The organism is Rhodococcus sp. PSi06 (assembly GCF_054960675.1).
In genome coordinates this window covers 55663-80766 of sequence record NZ_JBHNYO010000015.1, presented here as the reverse complement: position 1 = coordinate 80766, position 25104 = coordinate 55663, and the positions used below count along the sequence as shown (strand labels likewise).

The following is a 25104-nucleotide window of genomic DNA, read 5'->3' as shown; positions in this document are numbered from 1 at the left end:
CGAGCATCTCGCACATGGGGACGATGTTTCGATGCTGCTGTTCTCGATCCTCCAATCGGAGAATTGGAGTAGGACAGTCGGCCAGAAAAGGGCTTCCCTTTCACGCGGAGCCTGTACGTAGGACTCGCGACTGTTCTTTCTCCTGCGCGATCTGCGGTTGCTCATGATGTCCCCCCGGATGTGTGGTCGAGAGAGTAGGCGAGGGGTACGATAAACTGCTGATCACGGTCGCAGGACGACCGAGCGCGTTGTTGGGTCCGGCAGAGCGAAAGCAATGGAACACGTTCGACGACGTAGCCGATGTCTTCGACTCGGAACACGACCCGACCCTTGCGGGCGATCTGGTCGACATCGACGACTCGATGCAGGACCCATGGCAGCGATGAGGACGGTGCTCGACACCAGCGTCCTCATAGGAGACTCACTCGATCGCATCGAGGGAGAAGTTGCGATCAGTGCGATCAGCCTGGCGGAACTTCACTTCGGAGTGTTGGTTGCTCACACGTCCGAACAGCGAGCGATGAGACTTCAGCGATTGGTTGCGGTCGAGCGCCGTTTCGAACCACTTGCAGTGGATGCCAACGTTGCCCGAAGCTATGGTCGGCTGGCCGCAGCAGTTCGAGAAAGCGGCCGCCGCCCACAGGCGAGAGCTCTGCGCGCGTCCTGGGTCGTTCCGCAGGCTCCACTCCTGCTGATGATCGCGGCAACCGCACACGCCCACGGTGCTCGACTGATGACCCGCAATGCCGAGGATCTTCGAGGCATCGAAGAACTGGTCCAGATCGACACCCCCTGAAGTCATCGATTCGTTCACCCCTACGACACGTGCCATTCTCACAACACACGTCGGCGCGTCGGTTACGGTCGGAACCATGAGGAACTTCCGTGTTCGATATTTCTCAGGAGAACTCTGAAGTGAACATTGCTCGTCGCGCCATCACTGGTGGAATCGTCGGTCTCGCAGCCGCTCTGACCCTGGCCTCGTGCTCCGAACCAGCAGCCCCCGACAGCAGCGGCGGTACGAGCGGGACCCTGACGGTCTACACCTCGGAGCCGCAGGCCAAGATCGATGCGCTCAACGCAGAGTTCACCGCCGAGAACCCTGGCATAGACGTGCAGGTTTTCCGTGCAGGAACCGGCGATCTCAACGCCCGCATCGCCTCCGAGCGGCAGACCGGAGCAATCGGTGCCGACGTCCTCCTGGCCGCCGACGCGCCGACATTCGAGAAGTACAAGGCCGACGATCTGCTGCTGCAGTACACCCCGGCCGACGTCGACGCACTCGATCAGAACGTCGTCGATCCGGATGGTTACTACGTCGGCACCCGCATCATCCCGACGGTCATCGCGTACAACACCGGGACGATCTCGCAGCCTCCGACGTCGTGGAAGGATCTGGCCGATCCCCAGTACAAGGGCAAGATCACGCTGCCCAATCCCGATGTCTCCGGCGCGGCCGCCTTCAACACCGCGGTCTGGCTCGGCCAGCCGGACCTCGGACTGCCGTGGCTGACCAACCTCGTCGCCAACGAACCTGTGGTCGCCGAGAGCAACGGCCCCGTCGCCCAGGCCGTTGCCGCCGGCACGCAGCCGATCGGCATCGTCGTCGATTATCTGGTGCGCGAACTGGCCGACAAGGGCTCGCCCATCGCCGCGTCGTACCCCACCGACGGTGTCCCGTACATCTCCGAGCCGGCCGGCATCTTCAAGGACTCGGCCAACCAGGAGGCTGCGCAGAAGTACGTGGACTTCCTGGTCAGCAAGCGCGGTCAGGAAATCGCCGTCGAACAGCAGTACCTACCCGTTCGATCAGATGTGGGCACGCCTGAGGGTGCACCCGCTCTGAGCGACATTGCCCTGCTGAACCCGGATCTCGACACGATCACCTCGTCGCAGCCCGATGCCGTTGCCACGTTCAACGATCTTCTTGGCTGACCGCGTCACCTGGGTACGCGTCGGCCTGTGGCTGGCCGTCCTGGCCCTGATCGGTGCACCGCTGGCCGCTGTCGTCTCGATCGGGTTGGGCGGCAATCACATACAGGAACTGCTCGACGGCGGTATTGCGTCGGCAGCCGCCAACAGCGTCGTGTCCGCCGGCGCATCGGCCGTGGCAGCGGTGGCGCTCGCGACCATCATGGCGCTCGTTCTGGACCGCACCGACCTGCCGGGGCGGTCGGTGCTCAGGCTGATCCTGCTGAGCCCGTTGCTGATTCCACCGTTCGTCGGCGCGATCGCCTGGACGGGACTGCTGGGACCGAGCGGACTGCTCAACACGTATTGGAACGACGCGTTCGGTAGCGGACCTCTGTGGAACATCTACGGCGGAGACGGCGTGATCTTTCTGCTCACCGTGCACTCGTATCCGCTTGCCTACCTGATCATCTCGGCGGCGTTGCGGCGGGTTCCGGGCGATCTGGAGCAGGCGGCTCGGATCGCGGGGGCATCGGCCTGGCATGCCATGCGCGACGTGACGCTGCCGCTGCTCCGGCCGGCTCTGTTGGCGTCGCTCACGCTGACTGCGGTGTCCAATCTCGCCGACTTCGGCATCCCCGCGCTCATCGGGCTGCCGGAACGCTATGTCACCCTCTCCACCATGGTGTACCGATACATTCAGTCGGGCACCGTGGATCGACCGCTCGAGGTCGTCTCCACCATCGGCATCGGGCTCCTCGGCGTGGCCGTGGTCGCGGTCGCACTCGATCGCATACTCGGGCGTCGCTCTGTTCAGCTCGATGGCGCGGTCACTGCGCCGCAACTACTTCCGTTGGGACGCAGTCGGATTCCAGCGGGCATCGCCGCGTGGATCATCGGCCTCGCCCTCACCGTTCTGCCGATCCTGGCACTGGCAACGCAAGCACTGCTTCCGGCCCCCGGCGTTCCGCTCACGTGGGACAACCTCACCCTGCAGAGCATCGAGAATGCCGTCACTGCACCGGGAACCCTGGTGGGCATTCAGAATTCGGTGACCCTGGCGCTCGGAGCTGCGCTCGTGTGCGGATTCCTCGGCCTGGCCATCGGCGTGTTGACCACGCGCACCCGATCCCGCGACAACGTCGGCCTCGATCTGGCAGCAATGCTGCCGCAGGCGATCCCCGGTCTGGTCATCGCAGTCGGGTGGCTGATCATCGGCCGCTACACCGGTCTGTTCGATACGAAGTGGGTGATCCTGTGCGCGTACGTGATGGCGTTCCTGGCGATCGTCGTGCAAGCCGTGCGAGCACCATTGAGCTCCACCCCCGCAGCGTTGGAGGAAGTCGCCAGATCCTCCGGTGCCTCCCATCTTCGATCGTTGTGGGACGTGCCGTGGAAGATGGCAATACCCGCCGCCGTCACCGGCGCGGTGCTCGTCGCCCTCACTGCGGTGCGTGAGCTGACGATGTCGGTCCTGCTCGTCGCGCCTGGAACTCAAACCCTCGGCGTCTCGATCTTCAACCTGCAGCAGGCCGGCGACTACAACGCTGCCTCTGCCCTGTCCCTACTCGTCGCGCTCGTCGGATTCGCGGGCCTCGGCCTCGTGGCGTCCACCCGAGTCGGACGCTGAGAAAAGGTAATCGATGTCTGCCATCACGATCGAGCATCTCGGCCTCCGATATCCCGACGGCACAATCGGATTGGACGGTATAGACCTCGCCGTCGCCGACGGTGAGTTCGTCGCCCTCGTCGGTCCGTCGGGATCGGGTAAGACCACGCTGTTGCGGACCGTTGCCGGCTTCTTGACGCCTACTTCCGGGTCCATCGCACTCGGCTCCGATGTCGTTGCCAGCGAAAATCTTTCGACTCCACCCGAGTCACGCAAGCTCGGGATGGTGTTCCAACAACACGCGCTGTGGCCGCACCGCAGTGTCGGCCGCAACGTGTCGTACCCGCTGGAGTTGGCAGGGGTCGGGAAAGCCGAACGGGCGAAGAAGGTGGCCGAGGTACTCGAGCTCGTCGGCCTGCCCGGTCTCGAGAAACGTGATCCGGCCACATTGTCGGGCGGCCAGCGCCAACGCGTCGCACTCGCTCGTGCGCTCGTCTCCTCGCCGCGGGCGCTACTGCTCGACGAAGCACTGTCCGCGTTGGACGAGCCCTTGCGAGATCGCCTTCGCCTCGAGCTCCGGGCATTGACGCAGGCAGCGGGATTGACCGTCGTGCACGTCACGCACGACCGCACCGAGGCACTCGCCCTCGCAGACCGCGTGGTGGTCCTCGATCAGGGGACCATCGCGCAGATCGGTACCCCGGAAGACGTGGTGCGTGCTCCCGAGTCGGCGTTCGTCGCGCGTTTCCTGTCCGACGCCACCCTGGTCGACGGCACCGTCGCACACGGCACGTTCACCTCGGGCTCCCTCACCCTCGAGGCGGAGGGCTCCGGACCCGGGATGCTCGCGATACTGCCGACCGACATCGACATCGTGCCCGACGACGAGACGGGCACCGACGGGCACATCCGGGGAACCGTCACCTCGTCGCTGTTCGGCCGCGACGCCAGTGATGTCACGGTGCGTAGTAATGATGTCGACTTCCGCTGCTCGGTTCGGGGAACGCGTCCCCAGGTGGGCGATGCTGTCACCCTGACCGTGCGCCGGTCGTTCTTCTACGCGCACTAGCGTCACCAGCCCGAGGGATCAGGTCATCCCCCGCTACGACACTGTGACCCATGAGACAGGAATATTGTTTGCTTAGCGCATGTATGTATATATATGGTTGCAGACAGCAAGTAATCGAATCTCAGCGTTGGAGTACTCATGGCAGTTCGATCCACGACAGCGGAGTCGCTCGTCGAAGAGGTCTTCCTCTTCGGGCGCACGCTGAAGCGGGCCGTGACCACCGGAGTCGAGGATTCACCGCTACCGCAGGCACTGACCGGAGTTCTGGCCATCCTCGCTACCGAAGGTGAATGCAGACAGACCGACCTCGCCAGCAGGCTTTGCGTCAGCCAGTCCGCCCTCAGCCGGCAGATCGCGGACCTCGTCGACCTCGGCTACATCGATCGGCATCCCGATCCGGACGACAGAAGAGCGTCTCGGGTCTGTGTGTCGGACGAAGGCCAGGCTCGACTCAAACAGATTTGGGACAGGCGAGCACGACGCCTTGCAGAGATGTTGAGCGAATGGAGCGAGACGGAGGCACTCGATGCCCTCGATTCGATTCGCAAGCTCAACGACACGTTCACCGAAGACGCCCACGCCCAGCACCAGGACGTGGCCCGCATTGAATTGATTGCGAGATAAAGACATGACCGAAACTCCGCCGAATCAGGCAGTCGCAGATCCCGATGCGATGTCGCATCGTCAGATCCTCGAAGCCCTCACCGGACTGCTGGCCGCGCTGTTCACCGCGCTGCTGAGCACCACCATCGTCTCGACGGCCCTGCCGACCATCATCGGTGACCTGAAAGGCTCGCAGACCGCGTACGCCTGGGTCATCACCACCGCGCTGCTGGCCAACGCCGCGTCGACGCCCATCTGGGGCAAGCTCGCCGACCTGTTCAACAAGAAGGTCCTCGTTCAGAGCGCGATCGTCATCTTCGTCGCCGGCTCACTGATCGCCGGCTTCGCGCACAACGTTCCGCTGCTGCTCGCCGCACGTGTGGTGCAGGGCATCGGCATGGGTGGTCTGACGGCACTCGTCATCGCCATCATCGGCACCATCGTCTCCCCGCGTGATCGCGGTCGCTACTCCGGCTACACCGGCGCTGTCATGGCCGTGTCGATGTCCGGTGGCCCCATCCTGGGCGGCGTCATCGTGGACAGCCCCCTCGGCTGGCGCTGGTGCTTCTTCGTCTGCGTGCCGTTGGCAGTCATCGCCCTCGGCCTGCTGCAGAAGACGCTGCACATCAAGACCGTCCGCAAGGACAACGTTTCCATCGACTGGCTCGGCGCGCTTCTGCTCACCGCAGGCGTTTCCGTTCTCCTCGTGTGGGTTTCGTTCGCCGGCAAGGCCGACTACTACGACTGGATCTCCCGCGAAACCGCCTACCTCGTCGGCGGCGGCGTCGCTCTGCTCATCCTGACGGTCATCGTCGAGGCTCGGCACAAGTCGCCGATCATCCCGCTCAAGATCGTCACCGAGCGCACCACCGGCCTCGCCATCATCGCGTCCATCGCCGTCGGTGTCGGCCTCTTCGGAGCTACCACCTTCCTCGGCCAGTACTTCCAGACCGCTCGCGGCTACACCCCCACCGAAGCCGGATTGCTCTCCATCCCATTGGTGTTCGGCATGCTCGTCGCCTCCGTGGGCTCCGGTCAGCTCATCACCAAGTTCGGTAAGTGGAAGCCGTTCATCGTCACCGGTTCCGTTCTGCTGGTCGTCGGGTTCCTGCTCCTGGGCACCATCGATCACGCCACCAGCCTGGTCACGGTCGGCATCTTCATCACCATCGTCGGCCTCGGTACCGGCATGCTGATGCAGAACCTCGTTCTCGCAGTACAGAACACGGTCAGCGTTCAGAATGTCGGCGCGGCATCGTCCACCGTTGCCTTCTTCCGTACCTTCGGCGGCGCGATCGGCGTCTCTGTTCTCGGCTCGCTGCTCGCAACCCGGGTCGCCGAGAAGTCGGCATCGGGCTTGGCTCAGCTCGGAGTGGACAGCTCGGCCGGCGGCGGTGGATCGCTCGACCTCACCTCGTTGCCCGCACCGATCGTCAGCGTCATCCGCACCGCCTACGGTGACGCAACCGGACGCATCTTCATGATCGCCGGCTTCGTCGCGATCGTCACCCTGATCGCAGTGATCTTCATTCCCAATCGCCCTCTGCGCCAGACGATCGACATCGCCTCGACCCCCGCAACGGGTCCGGTGGACCAGTCGCACGATCAGCTCGCCGAGATCCCGTCCCTCGGTGCAACTCAGGAGTACGTCTCGGCGGACTACCACACCGACCGCGGCACCACCTCTGATCGCAGCCTCGCCAACGATCGCGGCATCGCCGACGATCTCAGCTTCGACAACGATCCCAGGGTCGACAGCAGCCGCATCGGTGGTCGGCACATCGAGGGTCGCCACGAGGCCCAGCCAGGGCAGCGACCCTTCGAGGGCCTGAGCACCGACGCACGTGATCGGCTGCTCACCCTGCTGCTGCCCGAGCCCAAGGACACGTTGGCCGCACTCGACGAGGCCGAGGCCATCCGCGCCGAAGTTGTCGAACTGCAGCAAGAACTCGATGCGAAGATGATCGACTTCGACGCAGTGTGCGAGCGGCTTCGCCGCCTCGGACTCAGCGAGGAGCAGGTCGCTCGGGTGCTGGGAGACAACCACATTCCCGACAGTCGCAATCACTACGCACCCGCCGGACTGAACGGCCACAGCGTCAACTGAGCGCAGCACGATGAAGATTCCCCGCACCCCATTCGGAGTGCGGGGAATTTTCGTTCTCTATGCTGACAGAACAGACCGCCCACCTCTTTCCCGGGAGCACCTTCCATGACACGTCGCTCCCGGTTGTCCGTCGCAGCGGTGGTCCTGGCAACGACCATCGCCTGCGGGGCGTGCGCAGCCGAGAAGCAGCCGCCTCCGGCCGGCACCCCGATCGACGGCGCCACGGGAGCGGCACCCGGTCTGGCATGGACTCTCGCGCCCTCGGACCTCGACGTCGAGGACGGGCAGTTCCGCGATCCGGTGCACGGCACCGATACCGACTCGGCGGAGTCGGGTTCCATCACCGACGGGTCGACGGTCGCCACCCTCGTCGGCCGTCCGGACGGGCGAGAGTTCGTCGATGCCACTCTGGTGGGTTTCGATATCGCCGACGGGTCGGTGCGCTGGCGAGTTCCCGCAGACGACATCGCCGGTTGCGGCGAGGAATTCGTCGACGGACAGATCGTCTGCTATCGCGGCAACAGTGGCTCGAGATCCGAAATCTTCACTGTCGACGGCGAATCCGGGGAGTCACGCACCCACGAAGCGGCATTTCCCATCGACAAGCTGACCACGTCCGACGGCCATGTGTTCAGCCTCAGGGCAACGGACGAAGGTGGTGAGCCGACGATAGCGCGCGGTACCGCAGACACCCTCGACGCAGACTGGTCGGTGCAGGTCGACTCTGTGCAGGTCAACTCAGCGCAGGTTCATTCGATGCAGTCTCGGTTCGCTCCCGAGCTACGCACGGAGAACGGGATCGGGCTGTTGAACGGCGATCAAGGTCTGTTCGCCTTCGACCTCGATACCGGCGACAACTTGTGGTCGAGAACAGCTCCCGACTGCGCACGCTCCGGCATTGCCGCACTCGACGGCTCGGTGCGAGTGATACGAACGGACTGCTCCGATCCCAGCGCGGTCACGGGTTCCGAGATCGTCGGCACCGATGGATCCGTGCTCGCGGCAACGGATTCCGTCACCGTGCAGCAGCCCTCGTTCGATTCACCGTCCGAAGCCGGACCCCGGCTGCTCGGTACCGGCGGCTACCGGCCGTCGAACCCAGATCCGGTGTGGACCAACGACAGTCTCCTGTGGACAGTCCCGGAGGGCATCTCGGATACTGCCGCGCGGTTCCTGTCGACCAACGGACTCGCCTATGCCGTCACCGGGTCGGTGGCTCTGCTCCGCAACAACGACACCGCCACCGAATCCGCCGTCGACCTCGACACCGGAGCTACGTTGTGGAGCCACGGGTCGGTCGCGTTCGCCGAGGTCGGCGCGCTGGACGGCGACGTCGCCACCTTGTTCGGCCCGGAGACCTTGCACGGTATCGACGTCAGGACCGGAAACACCGTGTGGGACATACCAACAACGGCATTCGACGACGAGAACATCGATGTTCGGTCGTGGCCGACGTTCGATCGAGTCGATGCCGATTCCATCGACACCGACTCGATCTACAGCAGGGCATCGAGCATCTCGGTCCTGCGAAAGACCTAGAACTCACTCGTCGACGCCGTCACACCCTGTTCTACCGGCCGGGGACGTACTTGAGCGCCTTGACGAAGGGGGGCATGATCTTTGCCCACAGCTTCGGCGGAAGTCCGCGCGGCCCACCGAGATTGAGCAGACGGGTCGTCGCGATGGTCTGCGGCTCGGTGTACTTGAGCAAGCCCTCGGTGCCGTGCCTGCGGCCCATACCCGACACGCCCATACCGCCCATCGGCGCACCTGTGGTGCCCCATGTCGGCGCGTAGCCCTCATCGACGTTCACAGTGCCGGCATGCAGCCGTGCTGCAATGGCCTCGCCCTGGGCCTTCGTCTTGGCCCACACACTGGCGTTCAATCCATAATCGGTGTCGTTCGCCTTCGCGATGGCCTCGTCCACATCGGCGACAGGGTAGATCGACACCAGCGGCCCGAAGGTCTCCGTCGCCGCGCACTCCATGTCCTCGGTAACGTTGGCCAACAGCGTCGGCTCGTAGAACAGCGGGCCGATGTCCGGGCGAGCCTTGCCGCCTGCGATCACGGTCGCACCCTTGACCTTCGCGTCGTCGACATGAGCCGAGACGGTCTTGATCTGGTCCTCGGAGATGAGGCTGCCCATCTCGATGCCGAATTCGTAGTCGGCTCCGAGGGTCATCTTGCGCACCCGCTCGCCGAATTTCTCGGTGAACTCTGCGGCAATCGACTTCTCGACGTAGATGCGTTCGATGGAGATGCAGAGCTGGCCGGAGTTCGAGAAGCAGGCCCGCACGGCCGCGTCGGACACTTCCCGCAGGTTGGCACCCTTGGCGACGATCATGGCGTTCTTGCCACCGAGCTCGGCGGAGAACCCGATGAGTCGACGCCCCGCCTGCTCCGCCAGGAGCTGGCCGGTGGCCGTGGAGCCGGTGAACATGACGTACTCGGTGTTCTCGACGATCGCCGTGCCCACCACCGAGCCGGGTCCGGGAACGACGGCGAAGATGTCTCGGGGCAAGCCTGCCTTGTAGAGCAGCTCGACACAGGCCAATGCGCAGTACGGCGTCTGGCTGTCCGGCTTGAGGACGACTCCGTTGCCGGCGAGCAGCGCCGGGATGGCGTCGGACACTGCGAGGGTCATCGGGTAGTTCCACGGCGAGATGATCCCGACGACGCCCTTGGGCTGGTACCGGACCCGGGTCTTGGTCAGCACGGGCAGCATGCCGGTGACCTTCTTGGGGGCCAACAGCTTCGCCGCGGTGCGCGCGTAGTGCCGAGCGGTCATCGAGATGTCGAGGACCTCCTCGAGGGCCGCGGCGCGCGACTTCCCGGTCTCGGCCTGGGCCATGTCCATCAGCTCCTCGCGGTGAGCGAGTACCAGGTCTCGGTAGCGGTGGAAGATTTCCGCACGCTCGGATACCGGACGCTTGGCCCAGGCGACCTGAGCGGTGCGGACGCGCGCGATGGCGGCCAGTGCATCTGCAGCCGTGCCGACCGGGATGGTCGCCAGCTCCTTACCGGTGAACACCTCGGTGATCGTCTTGGTCGGCCGCGATTCGGCGTCGGGAATGGCGATGAGATCAGCGAGCCGGTAGAAGGTCGCAGTGGACGGAGCAGGCATTTTGGCATCCCTACTGAAGAGTAATGTTTGAAGTAACAGACAACCTACCTGGTCTTGGGCTCACTTCACAGGGCCGAATTCGCCGGCCCCTGTGGCACGATGGACTGTGGTCTACCGGACGTCGGGGCGTACGGAGCTACTGGGGTGGGAAATACATGCGCAAGGCATTCGTTTTGGCCGGAGCTGCAGCGTTGATGCTGTCGTTCGCAGGGTCGGCCCAGGCCGATCCGCTACAGGATTTCGTCTCGCCGCCGAGCGATCCGGCTGCGTATCTCCCCACCTCACTCGGTGATCCTTGGTTCGATCCGCCCGCCGGATTCGAGAATCTGCAGCCGGGCACGGTCCTGAACCGTCGTGATGTCGCGGTGACGCCGGGGGCGTCGTCGGTGCAGTTGCTCTTCCGCTCGACCGACTCCAAGAACCAGCCCATCGCAGCGGCAACAACGGTTCTGACGCCCACCGCGCCGTGGACCGGCGGCGGCGATCGGCCCGTCATCGCCTACAACGAGGCGACGGACTCACTCGGCAACAAGTGCGCGCCGTCGTACACGCTTCCGCGGGGCAACAACAAGGAAATCGATCAGGTACGCATTCTGCTCGATCGCGGCTATGCCGTGGTCGTCACCGATTATCAGGGCCCTCGGCAGGCCTACTCGGCCGGGCTCGTTTCCGGACACACCGTGCTCGACGGTCTCCGCGCCTCTCGGAGCGCAGGCGTGAGTGCAGACGCGCCGATCGGCATCACCGGCTATTCCGGCGGTGCGATTGCCTCGGGCTGGGCCGCGCAATTGGCCCCCGCGTACGCACCCGAGCTGAATATCGCAGGCGTTGCATTCGGCGGCCCGCCGACCGACTACAAGATTCTGCAGACGTCGTTGAACGGCCAGATCGGCTCGGGCCTGTTCACTGCGGCGACGATCGGATTGTCTCGGGAGTACCCCGAGATGCGGCAGCTCGCCAACGACAACGGCAAGCGGCTCGCTCTCGCACAGAAGGATCAGTGCGTGGACGTGTTGTCCTACACCGGACTATTGCTGCTGGACCAGCGAAACCTCTCCAGCGTTCCCAATGTCTTCGAGCACCCGATCACCAAAGCCATCGTCGAGGAAAACCGGATGGGCCAGACCAAGCCGGAGGCACCGGTGTACATCTACCAGGGCCTGCAGGACTTCCTCATCCCCAAGGAAGGTGCCGAGGCCGTGCAGGATCAGTGGTGCGCCGCCGGCGCTTCGGTCCATCTCGAAGAGGTTCCCGGAGACCACACACTCGCTCAGTCCAACGGCCGTCCCGGAGCATACGATTGGCTCGCGCAGCGTCTCGCAGGAGTACCCACCTCGGGCTGCGAACGCGTGATTCGCTAGAGGTTCGGTAGCGAATCTCTTTTTCGCCTTGACCCTCACGCCACGGGAGGCAGCACAGTGTCCTTCGTGAGTGATTCGTCCGCGAGTAGTTCTGTCGACGTTCGGGCCGACCTACAGGTCGGCGCGGTCTCGAAGTTGGTCGGTGTCAGCGTCAGGACGTTGCATCATTACGACGAGATCGCGTTGGTGGTGCCGTCGGGCAGAACCCCGAAGGGCTATCGGACGTATTCGTCGGCCGATGTCGAGCGGCTGCATCAGGTGCTGACCTACCGCGAGCTCGGGTTCTCGCTGGACGCCATTGCTGCGTTGCTCGACGACCCGGCGGTCGACGCGATGGCGCATCTACGGCGGCAGCGAGAGTTGTTGAACGAGCGGATCGATCACTTGCACGCAATGGCTGCGGCCGTGGACAAGATGATGGAGGCGAAGAAGATGGGTATGCAACTGACCCCCGAGGAGCAGCGCGAGATTTTCGGCGACAACTGGCCCGGCGAGGAGTACGCCGAGGAAGCCGAGCAACGCTGGGGCGAGACCGACGCGTGGAAGCAATCGCAGCAGCGAACGGCGACGTTCACCAAGGACGACTGGAAGGCCGTCAAGGAAGAGACGGACCTGTTCGAGGCGGATCTGGCTGCCGCGATGCAGCGTGGCGTGTCGCCGGATTCCGCCGAGGCCGGGCTGTTGGCCGAACGTCATCGGGCATCGATCGAGCGGTACTACGACTGCGGTTACGAGATGCAGGTCAACCTGGCGGAGATGTACATCGCCGACGAGCGATTTGCCAAGCACTACAACGACATTGCCGACGGCTTGGCGCAGTACCTCCGTGACGTCATCGTTGCGAACGCTGCTCGTCAGCGCTGACGCGAGCCATCGCAGACCGCTCGTGTGCGGTCGATCCGCCCCAGACGCCGTGCCTTTCGTTCGTGTCGAGTGCGTGTTGCAGGCAGCGCATGATCACGGGGCATCGGCTGCACACGAGCTTGGCCTGTCGCTCGAGGCTTCTCAGCGAGTATCCCCGCAACCCCAGAGGTGGGTAGAACATCGAGACCGGCATCGAGCGGCAGGCCGCATCCATCTGCCAATCCCAGTGATCCGAGTGTGGTTGCAGCGCTTGCGCTTTCATTGTCATTGCTCGCTTCTTTCGGATCAGAGATCGAGCAGTCGGCGGGCATTGACGGAGGTGGCCGCGCGCCAGTTCTCGAGGCCACCGACACCGGCACCGGCGTCGAGTGATCGCAGTTGCTCTTGTACGCCGGTGATCGGCGTGAAGCAGTAGTCACTGCCGTACACCAATCGATCAGGGCCGACGGTGGACAGCAATGCAGGTAGTTGCCGCGGAACCGGGGTCCCGGCAAGGTCGAACCACAAGCGCTGCAGCACATCCGGAGTCGTCGGCGTTCCCAGACCCACCTGGGTCCGGAAGAAGTCGACACGATCCGCCAACAGTGGCAATACTCCGCCGCCGTGCGTGAACACCCAGCGAATGTTCGGGAATCGATCGACCACGCCCAACAGAATCAGGTCGACGACGGTTCGTGCTGTGTCGAAGAGGAATTCGATCATCGGAGCCGGCCGCCCGAGTGTGACGGCGGGCGCGTTCGGCGGCGAGGTGGGATGCACGAACACGACTGCCGAACGCGCATTCAAAGCTGCGAGCAGTGGCGTCAGTACGGCGTTGCCCAAGTACATTCCGCCCGCGTTGGACATCACCGTGACTCCGTCGGCACCGAGTTGATCGAGCGCGCGAATTGCCTCGACAGTCGAGTCGACGACGTTCGGCAGCGGGAGCGAGGCGAAGAAACCCAGGCGGGGCTGATCCCGAACCATCCCGGAAGCAAAGTCGTTGACGCGCCGGGCCAGATCGGCCGCCTTTCGGTCGTCGCCGAAATGCACGCCGGGTGACGAGACGGACAGGATCGCGGAGTCGATGCCACAGCCGTCCATCATCTGCAGGTGTTCGCCGACCGACCAACTCGGCCACTTCGGCATGCCGTCGGGAAACACGATGCCCGACGCGAGGGCCTCCCGAAGGTAGAAGTCCGGAACCATATGTGAATGAACGTCGATCACTCCGCCGGAGGCCGAGGTGGGCGTTGCCGATGCCCGTGCGGAGGTGGCCGCCGACAGCGCGGCACCGGAGATCGTCGCGGCACCGAGCGCGCCGAGCAGAGTTCTGCGATCGATCACAGTCGAAGTCCTTCAGTCGGCATCCGTAACTGACGCTATCGTCACATATGAGATAAACCGCAGTCAACGGTGACTTGTACCAACTCTCGTGGGACTAGCATTGCGCGATGACGACCGAACGTACGACGCCCACCCCGCTGCAGTTTCTGGGCTATTCGTTCGGACGAACCCTGCCCGAGTCGATGCAGGATTGGGTTCGTAAGGATCTCGTGGGCAACGGTGCCCAGGTCCGCTACATTGCCCGTTTCATCGTGCCGATCATTCCGCTACTGCTGTTGTTCCTGCTGATTCCGGGTCCGCTGTGGATGTCGCTCGCAATGATGTCGTTGTTGTTCATCCCGCTGGTGTACTTCTCGATTGCGCTGATGAACGTCTACCGGCGGCACCGCTTGCTGATTCACGGACTCGACCCACAACTGATCAATGCCAGGGCGCAGAGCCGAGCCGACCGCACTCGCGACGACTACGAACGGCGTCACGGCCGCGGTTGACGCTCGGACGATAGTCTTCTGCGCATGACTTCACCTGTGGAATTCAAGGCAACCGCTGATCTGGCCGACGAGATCGGTCCCGACATCCGCAGCTGCGATACCCAGTTCATCCAATTCGGCAAGAACACCGAATTCGCGGGCCCCATCACCACTATCCGTTGCTTCCAGGACAACCTGCTGGTCAAGCAGACGCTCAGCGAACCCGGCAACGGCGGCGTACTGGTGGTCGACGGCGATGCCAGCGTGCACACCGCATTGGTCGGCGACATCATCGCCGGACGAGGCGTCGACAACGGTTGGACCGGTGTCATCGTCAACGGCGCGGTGCGCGACTCGGCGATTCTGCGCACGCTCGACATCGGCGTCAAAGCACTGGGAACCAACCCGCGTAAGAGCACGCAGACCGGCTCAGGCGAGAAGAACGTGCCGGTCAGCTTCGGCGGCGTCACCTTCAACCCGGGAGAGATCGTCTACAGCGACCACGACGGAGTCGTCGCAGTCCAGCTGTGACAACTCGGGCGGCAGGCATGGTGCCTGCCGCCCGTGATCACTACTTCACGAACGCGAGCAGCGCGTCGTTGACTTCTTGGAAGTGCGTCCACAGCAGGCCGTGCGGTGCGCCCTCGACCTTGACGTACGTCGCCTCCGGGAACGCCTCGTGGAACGGACGGCCCGTCGAGTCGATCGGCAGGATGTTGTCTGCGGTTCCGTGCAGGATCAGCGTCGGCTTGCCGGATTCACGAACCTTCGCGACATCTCCGCGGAAGTCCTCGAGCCACGTCGGTACGACGGCATAGGCCGCAACCGGTGCGCTGGTGGTGGCGGTGTTCCAGCTCGCGCGGACCGTCGCCTCGCTGATGCGGGTGCCGAGATTCTCGTCGAGGTTGTAGAAGTCCTTGTAGAAGTTCTCGAACCAGGTGAACCTGTCTTCGCGGGCAGCGGTCTCGATGCCGTCGAACACCGACTGCGGGACACCGGTCGGGTTGTCGTCGGTCTGTAGCAGGAACGGCTCGAGGGAGGCGAGAAACGCGAACTTGGCGACGCGATCGGTGCCGTACTTCGCTGCATATCGCGCCAATTCGCCTGTGCCCATCGAGAATCCGACCAAGATGACGTCACGCAGGTCCAGCTCGGTGATCACCTTGTCCAGGTCTGCGGCGAAGGTGTCGTAGTCGTAGCCGACGGTGGGCTTGCTCGACTGCCCGAACCCGCGACGGTCGTAGGTGATGACGCGATACCCGGCGTCGAGCAGGGCGCGTGACTGGCGTTCCCAGGAGTTGCCGTCGAGCGGGTAGCCGTGGATGAGCACGACGGGTTGGCCGGTGCCGTGATCCTCGTAGTAGACCTCGACGGGGGTGGAGTTCTCGGTTCCGACGTTGATGTGCGCCATGATCCTGCCTTCCTGTGTCCTGGACATCGAGCGGGAGAACGGTCGTTCTCTCCGCGTATCGATTACCATAGAGAACGTTGGTTCTCTCGGCAAGGGGTGAGCGATGACCAGTACGGAAATCGGACGGGCACAGGTGGTGAACGCCGCGGACGAACTGTTCTATGCGCGCGGCATTCAGGCGGTGGGTATGGACGAATTGCGCGCCAAGGCCGGCATTTCCCTCAAACGCCTCTACACGCTCTTTCCCTCGAAAACCGCCATCGTCGCCGAGGTTCTTCGCGGTCGCACCCAGCAGTGGAACGACGGCATCCACGCCGAGGCCGACCTACACCAATCCCCTCGCGAGAAACTGCTGTCGATCTTCGATTTCCTGGACCACTGGTTTCGCCAGGACGACTTCCGCGGGTGCGCCTTCATCAACTCGTTCGGCGAACTGGGCGCAACCATGCCCGAGGTCGCCGACGCCGCACACCAACACAAGAAGAGTTTCATCGAGTACGTCACCGCACTGGCCGTCGAAGCCGGATGCCAGCCGTCCGTCGGGCTGCAGATCGCGCTGCTCGCCGAGGGCGCTCAAACCACCGCAGCCATCACCGAATTGGCCGAATCCGCTACTGCAGCAAAGACTGCAGCCGAGGTCCTGTTGAATTCGGACGCACGGCGATGAGCTCGACTTTCGGCCCGGCCGTCCCCATTCTGCGCATTTTCGACGACGCCGAAGCGCGTGCGTTCTACCTGGACTACCTCGGCTTCGCGGTCGAATGGGAACATCGATTCGAGCCGGATCTGCCGCTCTACATTCGCATTTCACGCGGAGAATGCATCCTCGATCTGTCCCAGCACTACGGCGACGGCACCCCGGGAACGTCGGTGTGGATACCTATTGCAGACGTAGTGTCCTTCAATGCCGAACTGCTGCAGAAGAACCACCCTCGCAGCCGGCCAGGCATCGATCGGAATGCACCGGGCGGGCCGACCATGACGGTGATCGACCCGTTCTCGAATCACCTTCGCTTCTGCCAGGTAGATCGCTGAAGGCTCTTGCCAACCTTCGATGACGCGTTGTACCGTCGTCGACATGATCCAATCGCAGTCTCTGACGACGACGCCGGCTTCCTTCCGGCGTCCGACCTAGGCCTGCACCGACCCAGATTCGACGAACCCCGGGAGTTGTTCCCGGGGTTTTTGCATTTCTGGGCACTTCTCCTGGACCACAGCAGAAGTGGAGTACCCATGAAGTCCGACCACAGCCAGCTCGGTCGCGAGTTGGAGTTGTTTGCAACCAGCCCGGCCATCGGTGCCGGCCTTCCCGTCTGGCTCCCCGACGGCGCAGTAATCCGCGGGGAATTGGAGAAGCTTGCTTCGGAGGAAGCCGCGCGCTCGGGTTGCCTCGGCGTGTACACCCCGGTACTGGCCAAACGTTCACTTTTCGAGAGATCTGGTCACTGGGACAAATTCTCGGCTGACATGTTCCCGCCGATGCGGATAGGTACCGAGGAATTCGTTCTGCGACCGGCCAATTGCCCACACCACACCCAGGTGTTCGGTGCCCGCGGACGCAGCATTCGCGACCTTCCGTTTCGCGTATCGGAGCTCGGTTCGATGTTCCGAAGCGAACTGTCCGGCGTGCTGGGCGGATTGACCCGAGTTCGGCAGATATCCCTCGACGACGCCCACGTGTTCTGCACCCCGGATCAAGTCGAAGAAGAAGTCCGACTGGCCCTCGTATCCATCGAAAGATGTTATGCAATATTGGGACTCGCACCGTCGTTCGCACTGTCGGTCCGGGGCGGGAGCGGTAGATACTTGGGTGACACCGCGCAGTGGAGTGCCGCCCAGAGTCGGCTACGCGCGGCACTGGGAGATCGTCAGTTCACAGTCGGCGAAGGAGATGCCGCCTTCTACGGACCGAAGATCGATGTGCAGGTCGCAGGCCATCCAGACACTGTGTCGACCGTGCAGATCGACTTCAATCAGCCGGAGCGGTTCGGCCTCGAGTACACCGGATCCGACGGTCAGAAGCACCGACCTGTGATGATTCACCGCGGCATACTCGGATCGATGGAACGCCTGACCGCCATGCTCATCGAACGCCACGGTGGTCGAATGCCGCCGTGGCTCGCTCCGCGGCAGGTGGCCGTCATCTCGGTGAGTAGTGCTCACGTGCAGGCGGCGCAGGCTTTGGTCGCCCGTCTGCGTGATGCATCGGTTCGCGCCCACGTGCTCGAGGAGGGTTCGCTAGGTGCACGTATTCGGTCTGCGCGACTTCACCGCGACCCGTACATCGCGGTCATCGGTGATCGCGAGCGAGATACCGATTCTGTTGCAGTGTCCTATCCTGCGCTGAACGCGAAGGCAGTGCTGGCCACTGATTTGTTCATCGAAGCGGTGCAACGCGACATACGCACCCGCGCTCTGCTTCCCGCTGTCCCCGACAGTGGAAATCACTGACATTTGACACTGAAATTCCCGGTTGCACGGCGATAGCGTCGAAGACATGAGCACGCTACGAGTCCTAGCCGCCCTCACTGTCTCGACGTCCCTGCTGGTCAGCGGATGCACGTCCTCCGACGAGCCGTCAGCCGTCGAACCGACCACCACGACGCCCTCTAGCGGGAACATCAAGACCGACGACGTCCAGGCAGCCTTGGACGCCCTGGTCGACGCCGGGTCCGTCGCCGCTGTCGCGCAGGTACGCGACGGCGAGGCTTCCTGGTCGGGGGCGGCCGGTCTGGTCGAGCGCAATGGCACCGAGCCTGCGTCCGCCGAGGACCCCGTCCGCATCGCCAGCGTCACCAAGGCGATGGTGGCCGCCGTGGTGCTGCAGCTCGTCGACGAGGGGAAGCTGCAGCTCGACCAGCAAGTCGGTGAGCTGCTTCCAGGTCTGGTTCCCAAGCCGGTCACCGTTCGTCAGCTGCTCGACCACACCAGTGGGATACCCGATTACCTCGTGGGGTTCGATACTGCCCAGCAGATCGTTTCCCGGGCAGGTGATTCCGTTACCGACGATGAGCTGATCTCTCAGGCCTTGGCTATGCCGTGGACAAGTGAACCCGGTCAGGAGTTCAGCTACTCGAACACCAATTACGTCCTGTTGGGAAAGATGGTGGCGGATCTCGATGAAAAGTCGATCGGACAGTCGTTGCAGGACAGGATTTTCCAGCCGTTGCAGATGACCGACACCATCTACCCCACCGATGCGTCCATCGCGGACGATGCACTGCACGGGTACGTGCTGGAGAACGGAACCTACACAGTTGTCACCGACTACGACGCCAGCATCTGGTCTTCGGGTGCCGCGGTGGTCTCCACCGTGGCCGATATGAACACGTTCTTCCGTGGCTTGTTCGACGGCACCTTGCTCCCGCAGAACCTGATCGACGAGATGCAGGTGGTCAGCCCCTCCGGTTACGGCCTCGGATTGCTACTCGGCGGTGACGCATGCAATCCAGGGTCGGGCGAGCTGGTGTTCGGCAACCGCGGCAACGGTTTCGGATACCGCACCTTCCAGTTCTCCAGCCCCGACGGAGGCCGTCAGGTATCGCTGGCCTGGACCACGGCCGCGCCGAATCCCGCCACCGACCCACTCGAGCAGCCGGCCACCGAGGCGCTGATCGCCGGCCTCGCGTCTACGTGCCCGGCGTAGCTAGAGGGTCGTCACCCAGCCGTGTACCTCGTCGCTGGCGAGCGCGGCCTGGTGACGCTTACGCAGTATAAGGGTCACCGGGCCGGTATCCTTCGATCCGATTGCACGACCATCGATTTCGTACACCGGGGCAACCCCGGCCGACGTCCCGCACACGAAGACCTCGTCGGCGATGTACAGCTCGGTGAGATCGACGGTGCGCTCGTGAACCGTCAGACCTTCCTCGCGCGCGAGCGTCAGGAGCGTTCGACGATTGATGCCGTCGAGAATGTCACTGGTGACGTCGGGCGTGACGAGCACTCCGTTGCGGACGAGGAAGATGTTCGCGGCGCTGAGCTCACAGACGTGGCCGTTGATGTCGAGGAAGATGCAGTCGTCGAACCCACTGTCGATCGCATCCTGTTTCGCCAGAACCGAATTGACGTAAGCACCGTTCACCTTTGCCCGGGACGGAATGGCGTTGTCCGGGATGCGCCGCCATACGCTCGTCTTCAGCCGCATGCCATTCTGCGGGACAATGGGATTCGCGTCGTACAGGAAGATCGACACCGTGGTGTGCAGACCGCGAACCCGCGTTCCGGGTATGGACTCGTCGACGTGCACCGTCGCTCGCACGTACACCTCGTCGGTAGGAGCATTGGCCGCGACAACATCGCGCGTCACCTGTACGAATCGGTCGAAGCTCCACTCCGTCGCGAAGGTGTCGATGCCGATGATCTTGCAGGACTCGACGAGTCGCCGGTAGTGATCGAGTAACCGAAATGCAGTACGCCGATCACCGTCCACCTGGACGGGAAACACGGTGTACACGCTCAGTCCGTACAGAACGGCCGAGGTCGCGACTCCGAGCGTCGCGTCCTGCGCGTCGACCAATCTGTCGCCGAAATACACCTTCGAGTGCGGGAGTGCCATGCGGCGATGCTAGCCGCACTGCAAGTCCGAGCGACAACGCATTTACTTCTCTAGGGTCGAGGGTATGAGCGCACCGACCACACCTACCCGCACCCTGTGGAACGACGGCCCCGAGGTGGGTGCCATCGGACTCGGTTGCATGGGAATGACCTGGGCATACAAGGACGACGGTCGGACCGAGGCCCCCGACCGCGTCATCGGACACGCCCTCGATATCGGCGTCAATTTCATCGATACGGCCGACGTGTACGGACCCTTCACCAACGAGGAGGTTGTCGGCAAGGCCATCGGTACCCGACGCGACGAGGTGATCCTCGCGACCAAAGGCGGTCTCCTTTCCCACGTCGGCGACGCCGGAGAAGCGGTCATTTCAGGCCCCAACGGCAAGCCCGAGCATCTGCGTTCGGCAATCGACGACTCGCTACGCCGCCTGGGCGTCGACCACATCGATCTGTACTACCTGCACCGTCCCGATCCCGAGGTGGACGTAGAAGACAGCATCGGCGCGATGGCCGAGGCCGTGCAGGCCGGAAAGGTTAGGGCGTTGGGTGTTTCGGAATTCACCGTTGAGCAGCTCGATCGGGCCCAGCAGGTGCATCCGATTTCTGCTGTGCAGTCGGAGCTGTCGTTGTGGACGCGGGATCATCTCGCCACGTCGCTGAAGTGGACTCGAGACAACGGCGCAGCGTTCGTGCCGTTCTCGCCGTTGGGCCGCGGTTTCTTGACCGGAAACTTTCGCGGAACAGCCCCTGCTGCAGATGATTTCCGAGCTCGGCTGCCGCGTTTCAACCAGGACAATCTCGATGCGAACCTCGTGATCGTCGACGCCATCGCAGCAGTCGCCGACGAGCTCGGTGCGACGCCGGCGCAGGTGGCTCTGGCGTGGGTTCTGGCGCAGGGTGAGCATGTGGTGCCGATTCCCGGCACTCGCCGCACTTCACGTTTGGACGAGAACGCGGGTGCAGCCTCGCTGACCTTGAGTTCCCAGCACCTCACCACACTCGATTCCCTGCCGGCACCCGCCGGGGGCCGGTATTGAGATCGTTCGCGTCGACCCCGGCGCAGACCGAGCCCTTGCGGAGCAGATTCTCGTAGTGCAGAAGCGGTCGTATGCAGTCGAAGCGAGACTGATCGGCGACGACCGTATCCCGCTACTTCACGAGTCGGTGAATGATCTGTGTGCTGCACAGGTCCACTGGATCGTTGCGCGTGATCGCGGCGAAATCCTGGGCGCTGCAGCGTGGTCCGGGTCCGAGATCGACCGGCTGGTGGTGTCGCCGGACGTTCATCGCCAGGGAATCGGGCGGGCGTTGGTCGAGGTTACGATCGATTCGTGTGTGGGACAACGTATACAGGTGGCCACCGGTCGAGACAACGCACCGGCGCGACGGCTGTACGAGTCGGTCGGCTTCGTTCACACAGAGAATCAGCAGGTCTTGCCGGGGCTGTGGCTGGCCTGCTACGAGCTCGTAGGCTGATCGATGTCGGAGTTACGCGGACGAGCGACGAACCAGATCAGCGCGCCGGTGAACGGCATGAGCAGTACGAGCAGACACCACCAGAATGCAGATCCCCGACGGGCCTGGTTGCTACGAAGAATCGACACCCAGGCGACGGCCACCAAGCTGAGCCACAGCACGATCACAGCCGCCCACGCGAGATCGAACCCGAGTGGCACTGTGGGATTACTGCCGTCCATGGTCGTGTGTCCCTTCGCCTCGAATAGCCAGCCTATCGATCGGGGTAGGTGTTGGGCTGCGGTCCTTGAATCCGATCTCGCTGCACTGACCGGACATGTCGCTAGCCTCAACTGCTTGCCTGATCTGATCGCTGCGATCAGCTACCGACGGGGTGCTGAGCAGCTGACTTGGATTCGGCGGGTGCCTACAGGTCGCCCGGTCCTACGCGTGCCGCTGGTCCACCCCTGGGCTACAGAAAAGACCCGCCCCGGTGTACCGGGATGCGGGCCTTGACGGGTTCTACGGACTGTGAGCCTTTGCGTCAGGTCAGCTCGGCCGGTGGAGAGGTTGGGCGTCCTTCGGCGGTGTCACGGAGCCATTGCGGTACCTCGCGGCCGCTGCGCTCGCGGAGAGCGATCGAGGCGCGGGCTGCTGCGGCGGCGACTCGGGGACGCTCGGCGGGGCGGTCGGTGCGCTTTTCGGTCGTGTTCATCGTGGGTCCTCCAGCTCGTTCTGGGTTTCAGTGTCCTCGGTTTGCTCCTGGTCCGCCAGCGCGCGTCGGGCTGCAGCTCGATCGGAAATTGCGACCAGGACATCCTGCTCGGTTCGGGTGATCAAGGCGGAGTCGGTGACAGTGGCGTAGATGTCCCATCCGAGTTCGGCTTCGGTGTCATTGTCACTGGTGGTGCGTTCCAAGCACCAGGTGATCCGTTGCCAGGCTTGGGCGCGTTTGTCGGCCACGGTGCGTTGGCGGACGGTCAGGGCGACGCCGACGACGGCGAGGACGCCGACGATCAGGGTGATCCATGCTTGCGCGGGCATCAGGAGCGTTCCTTCAGGTCGTAAGGGATGGTGTCTCGTCAGGGGTGTTGTACGAGTGCCGGTTCGGGACACTGGATCTGGTGGCTATCGGCATGAGGTGCGGAGCGGCCGCCCTGTACCGACAACAGGCAGAGCTGAGCCCTGACGCTGGTGTTGGTCGTCATGCGGGTTGTCGTGGTTCTTCGTCGCCGGTGTCGCCGGTGTCGTCTGTGTCGTGGTGGTGGTCGGGTGGGTAGAGGACTTCTTCGGGGTGGTGTGCGTGATTGATCAGGCCGCGCCTGCGTGGGTCCATTGCGGTGGGTGGGTGCCAGAGGGTGCGGCCTGGATATCTGTGTGTTGCTGCGGTTGTGGTGGTGGCCCACTTGCCGGGGCCGGTGCCGACGAGTGCGTGGTGCATGTCGCAGGCGAAGGTGAGTGAGTCGATGTCGGTGGGTCCGCCGTCGGTCCAGTCGTCGAGGTGGTGGGTTTGGCACCAGGTGGAGGGGCGGGTACAGGAGGGGAAGCTGCAGCCGCGGTCGCGGGCAATGAGGACGATGCGTTGGTCGGCGGAGGCGATGCGTTTGGATCGGCCGAGGTAGAGGGCTCTTCCGTTGTCGTCGAAGAGGGTGAGGTAGTGGTGGGCGTGGGAGGCCATGCGGATGGCGTCTCGGATGGAGACGCGGGATCCGGTGGCGGTCTTGGCGTATCCGCAGCCTGCTTCGAGGTCGTTGAGGGTCATGGTGACGATGGCGGTGACGGGTAGTCCGCGGTGGGTGCCGAGGGTTCCGGAGGCGAGGGTGTGACGGAGTGCCATCTTCAGCGCGTCGTGGTGGCGTTCGCGTTGACTGCGGGTATCGCGGGCGGCGGCAGCAGCCCTCACTGCGCTATCCGGGGCAGCGGGATCCGGTGACGCGGGATCCGGGGGAACGTCATCGGTTGTGTCGTCGGCGTCAGCACTGCGGTCGAGTCCTGTTGGGTCGTCGAGTCCGGCTGGGTCGTTGGGTGTTGTGCCGCAAGCACAGTCGGCACCGCACTGGCCGCAGTTGCCTGTACCGCATTCGCATTCGCGTTTGCCGGCCTCGTTGCTGTTGCTCCCACCGCTGGCGTCGTCACCGCACTTGCGGTCGCCGCAGTTGCAGTCGCCGCAGTCGTGGTCACTGTCGCAGTTACTGTCATGCCACAGTCCGGCAGCACTGGATTCGGCATCGCGCAGAGTGGGTTCCGGTTTCGGCACCCTGTCGCCGCCGTTCCCACGGCTCGTGCTTCCACGGCTCGTGCTCCCGTGGCTCTGATTCCCGGCCTCGTCGTCGCTGCTGGACTTGTCGCTGCGCGTCTTGTCGAGGCCGTCCTTGTTGTCGCGGCTGGCCTCGTTGTGGACCACCGACGTCGGGTCGGCAGGATTGTTCACTCCCGGCTTCGCAGCTTTGGAGAACAATGCTTCGAGGTAGGCCCGTAGTTCGGAGTCGACGCAGAAGTTGCCTTCCGACATCCCGTCGGCGCCCTGCTCACCGAGGTAGAAGAACGCATCCCGACGCTTCCGCGGCCTGGGCTTCCCGTCCTCGTCTTCGTCCTCGTCGAAGTCGCCGTCGGGGTTCAAGATCGCATCCAGGTTCGCCACCAACGGCGCGAAGTCGTCGGGCCGCCGGGTGCAGGCGTACCCGACCAACTGCTGCTCGGCGAGATCGCGGGTTTGCGGATCGACACTGGCCGGTAGATGCTTGAAGAATTCGCGGATCATTTGCACATGCTTGGTATCGAGCAATCCCGCCCGCACCGCGTCCGCGGTGTGCGGCAGCAACGGCGGCAGGTGTTCACCGGACAAGGCGGTGCGGTCCCCCAGCTCCGCCGCCAGACGCACCCGAGCACCGCCGGCGCGTGGGGTGATGCGCAGCATCCATGCCACCGAGCACGGCACCGAGCCCGGGTACACATCGAGACCGTGCTGAGCGATCAACTCGTTGAGCCAGGTGTGCGAGTGCGCCGGCAGCGACCGCGACACGGACTCCATGCGTTGGATGACTGCACGGCGATCGGCGTTGCTCCATGCCGCCGATGCCTGGCCGGCCAACGCGGCGACCGCAGACTCGACCGCATCGACCAACACCGCCAAGTCCGGATCGGACACGTCGGGGGCGGGCGGCACCGTCTCGATGCCGTCCACCCCTGATCCGCCGTCCCCCGAAAGCATGACCGAAATCTACCGCGACCCAC

27 protein-coding genes are annotated in these 25104 nt (G+C 63.9%); 18 read left to right on the top strand and 9 right to left on the bottom strand.

The window, feature by feature from the left end:
• The first annotated feature begins 248 nt into the window (after window positions 1-248).
• From ACFI9K_RS19525 to ACFI9K_RS19490, 8 genes are all read left to right on the top strand, one after another.
• Window positions 249-386 carry a hypothetical protein gene (locus ACFI9K_RS19525; protein WP_462665114.1) on the top strand — a complete coding sequence of 46 codons (138 nt, stop codon included), beginning with the start codon at window positions 249-251 and terminating at the stop codon, window positions 384-386.
• Window positions 374-796, top strand: a complete 423-nt coding sequence (locus tag ACFI9K_RS19520) for a PIN domain-containing protein (RefSeq protein ID WP_462665037.1) — start codon at window positions 374-376, stop codon at window positions 794-796. Before ACFI9K_RS19525 ends, ACFI9K_RS19520 begins: the two co-directional genes overlap by 13 nt.
• A 125-nt stretch (window positions 797-921) precedes the next feature.
• Entirely contained in the window at window positions 922-1935 is a 1014-nt protein-coding gene (locus tag ACFI9K_RS19515; protein WP_462665107.1) for an ABC transporter substrate-binding protein, read from the top strand.
• Complete coding sequence (locus tag ACFI9K_RS19510) at window positions 1901-3541, top strand: ABC transporter permease (protein ID WP_462665036.1); 1641 nt, start codon at window positions 1901-1903, stop codon at window positions 3539-3541. The genes ACFI9K_RS19515 and ACFI9K_RS19510 overlap by 35 nt, the downstream gene beginning before the upstream one ends.
• Before the next feature lie 13 nt (window positions 3542-3554).
• A complete protein-coding gene (locus ACFI9K_RS19505; protein WP_462665035.1) occupies window positions 3555-4589 on the top strand; it encodes an ABC transporter ATP-binding protein in 1035 nt (344 codons plus the stop codon).
• Between the two features lie 138 nt (window positions 4590-4727).
• Window positions 4728-5213 (top strand): MarR family transcriptional regulator, encoded by a 486-nt coding sequence (locus tag ACFI9K_RS19500; protein WP_222095585.1) that lies wholly within the window; start codon window positions 4728-4730, stop codon window positions 5211-5213.
• Window positions 5214-5217: 4 nt separating this feature from the next.
• Entirely contained in the window at window positions 5218-7299 is a 2082-nt protein-coding gene (locus tag ACFI9K_RS19495) for an MDR family MFS transporter (RefSeq protein WP_462665034.1), read from the top strand.
• Window positions 7300-7404: 105 nt separating this feature from the next.
• Window positions 7405-8838 carry an outer membrane protein assembly factor BamB family protein gene (locus ACFI9K_RS19490; RefSeq protein WP_462665033.1) on the top strand — a complete coding sequence of 478 codons (1434 nt, stop codon included), beginning with the start codon at window positions 7405-7407 and terminating at the stop codon, window positions 8836-8838.
• Window positions 8839-8869: 31 nt separating this feature from the next.
• Here ACFI9K_RS19490 and ACFI9K_RS19485 read toward each other — a convergent pair whose 3' ends face one another.
• Window positions 8870-10423, bottom strand: coding sequence for a succinic semialdehyde dehydrogenase (locus ACFI9K_RS19485; RefSeq protein ID WP_462665032.1), 1554 nt, complete (start codon window positions 10421-10423; stop codon window positions 8870-8872).
• Between the two features lie 155 nt (window positions 10424-10578).
• Here ACFI9K_RS19485 and ACFI9K_RS19480 point away from each other — a divergent pair, with 155 nt between their 5' ends.
• Both ACFI9K_RS19480 and ACFI9K_RS19475 read left to right on the top strand, forming a co-directional pair.
• Window positions 10579-11784, top strand: coding sequence for a lipase family protein (locus ACFI9K_RS19480; protein ID WP_462665031.1), 1206 nt, complete (start codon window positions 10579-10581; stop codon window positions 11782-11784).
• A gap of 57 nt (window positions 11785-11841) precedes the next feature.
• Window positions 11842-12648, top strand: coding sequence for a MerR family transcriptional regulator (locus tag ACFI9K_RS19475; RefSeq protein ID WP_462665030.1), 807 nt, complete (start codon window positions 11842-11844; stop codon window positions 12646-12648).
• Here the strand turns inward: ACFI9K_RS19475 and ACFI9K_RS19470 are convergent.
• Together ACFI9K_RS19470 and ACFI9K_RS19465 are read right to left on the bottom strand one after the other, a co-directional pair.
• Window positions 12617-12862, bottom strand: coding sequence for a WhiB family transcriptional regulator (locus ACFI9K_RS19470; protein ID WP_462665106.1), 246 nt, complete (start codon window positions 12860-12862; stop codon window positions 12617-12619). The genes ACFI9K_RS19475 and ACFI9K_RS19470 overlap by 32 nt on opposite strands.
• Before the next feature lie 71 nt (window positions 12863-12933).
• The gene (locus ACFI9K_RS19465) at window positions 12934-13974 is read right to left on the bottom strand and encodes an amidohydrolase family protein (protein WP_462665029.1); all 1041 of its coding nucleotides are present in this window, start codon (window positions 13972-13974) and stop codon (window positions 12934-12936) included.
• A 107-nt stretch (window positions 13975-14081) separates the two neighbouring features.
• Between ACFI9K_RS19465 and ACFI9K_RS19460 the strand changes: the two genes are divergently transcribed.
• Window positions 14082-14465, top strand: coding sequence for a DUF5313 family protein (locus tag ACFI9K_RS19460; RefSeq protein ID WP_462665028.1), 384 nt, complete (start codon window positions 14082-14084; stop codon window positions 14463-14465).
• 24 nt (window positions 14466-14489) lie between these two features.
• Complete coding sequence (gene rraA / locus ACFI9K_RS19455; RefSeq protein ID WP_462665027.1) at window positions 14490-14975, top strand: ribonuclease E activity regulator RraA; 486 nt, start codon at window positions 14490-14492, stop codon at window positions 14973-14975.
• Window positions 14976-15015: 40 nt separating this feature from the next.
• On the opposite strand, the gene ACFI9K_RS19450 is transcribed toward rraA, so the two are convergent.
• Window positions 15016-15855 (bottom strand): alpha/beta fold hydrolase, encoded by an 840-nt coding sequence (locus tag ACFI9K_RS19450; protein WP_462665026.1) that lies wholly within the window; start codon window positions 15853-15855, stop codon window positions 15016-15018.
• A 103-nt stretch (window positions 15856-15958) separates the two neighbouring features.
• Here ACFI9K_RS19450 and ACFI9K_RS19445 point away from each other — a divergent pair, with 103 nt between their 5' ends.
• From ACFI9K_RS19445 to ACFI9K_RS19430, 4 genes are all read left to right on the top strand, one after another.
• Window positions 15959-16522 carry a TetR/AcrR family transcriptional regulator gene (locus ACFI9K_RS19445; RefSeq protein ID WP_462665025.1) on the top strand — a complete coding sequence of 188 codons (564 nt, stop codon included), beginning with the start codon at window positions 15959-15961 and terminating at the stop codon, window positions 16520-16522.
• Entirely contained in the window at window positions 16519-16890 is a 372-nt protein-coding gene (locus ACFI9K_RS19440; RefSeq protein ID WP_462665024.1) for a glyoxalase superfamily protein, read from the top strand. The genes ACFI9K_RS19445 and ACFI9K_RS19440 overlap by 4 nt, the downstream gene beginning before the upstream one ends.
• A gap of 198 nt (window positions 16891-17088) precedes the next feature.
• Window positions 17089-18306 (top strand): threonine--tRNA ligase, encoded by a 1218-nt coding sequence (gene thrS, locus ACFI9K_RS19435; RefSeq protein ID WP_462665023.1) that lies wholly within the window; start codon window positions 17089-17091, stop codon window positions 18304-18306.
• Window positions 18307-18352: 46 nt separating this feature from the next.
• Complete coding sequence (locus ACFI9K_RS19430; protein WP_462665022.1) at window positions 18353-19501, top strand: serine hydrolase domain-containing protein; 1149 nt, start codon at window positions 18353-18355, stop codon at window positions 19499-19501.
• On the opposite strand, the gene ACFI9K_RS19425 is transcribed toward ACFI9K_RS19430, so the two are convergent.
• Window positions 19502-20413, bottom strand: a complete 912-nt coding sequence (locus ACFI9K_RS19425) for an aminotransferase class IV (protein WP_462665021.1) — start codon at window positions 20411-20413, stop codon at window positions 19502-19504.
• Between the two features lie 64 nt (window positions 20414-20477).
• Here ACFI9K_RS19425 and ACFI9K_RS19420 point away from each other — a divergent pair, with 64 nt between their 5' ends.
• On the top strand, window positions 20478-21452 hold the full coding sequence (locus tag ACFI9K_RS19420; protein WP_462665020.1) for an aldo/keto reductase: 975 nt from the start codon (window positions 20478-20480) through the stop codon (window positions 21450-21452).
• 55 nt (window positions 21453-21507) lie between these two features.
• Window positions 21508-21891, top strand: a complete 384-nt coding sequence (locus tag ACFI9K_RS19415) for a GNAT family N-acetyltransferase (RefSeq protein ID WP_462665019.1) — start codon at window positions 21508-21510, stop codon at window positions 21889-21891.
• Here the strand turns inward: ACFI9K_RS19415 and ACFI9K_RS19410 are convergent.
• From ACFI9K_RS19410 to ACFI9K_RS19395, 4 genes are all read right to left on the bottom strand, one after another.
• The gene (locus ACFI9K_RS19410) at window positions 21873-22112 is read right to left on the bottom strand and encodes a PLDc N-terminal domain-containing protein (protein WP_462665018.1); all 240 of its coding nucleotides are present in this window, start codon (window positions 22110-22112) and stop codon (window positions 21873-21875) included. The genes ACFI9K_RS19415 and ACFI9K_RS19410 overlap by 19 nt on opposite strands.
• Window positions 22113-22414: 302 nt before the next feature.
• Window positions 22415-22585, bottom strand: a complete 171-nt coding sequence (locus ACFI9K_RS19405; protein WP_462665017.1) for a hypothetical protein — start codon at window positions 22583-22585, stop codon at window positions 22415-22417.
• Entirely contained in the window at window positions 22582-22914 is a 333-nt protein-coding gene (locus ACFI9K_RS19400) for a hypothetical protein (RefSeq protein WP_462665016.1), read from the bottom strand. Before ACFI9K_RS19400 ends, ACFI9K_RS19405 begins: the two co-directional genes overlap by 4 nt.
• A gap of 160 nt (window positions 22915-23074) precedes the next feature.
• Window positions 23075-25081 carry an HNH endonuclease signature motif containing protein gene (locus ACFI9K_RS19395; protein WP_462665015.1) on the bottom strand — a complete coding sequence of 669 codons (2007 nt, stop codon included), beginning with the start codon at window positions 25079-25081 and terminating at the stop codon, window positions 23075-23077.
• Between the last annotated feature and the right edge of the window lie 23 nt (window positions 25082-25104).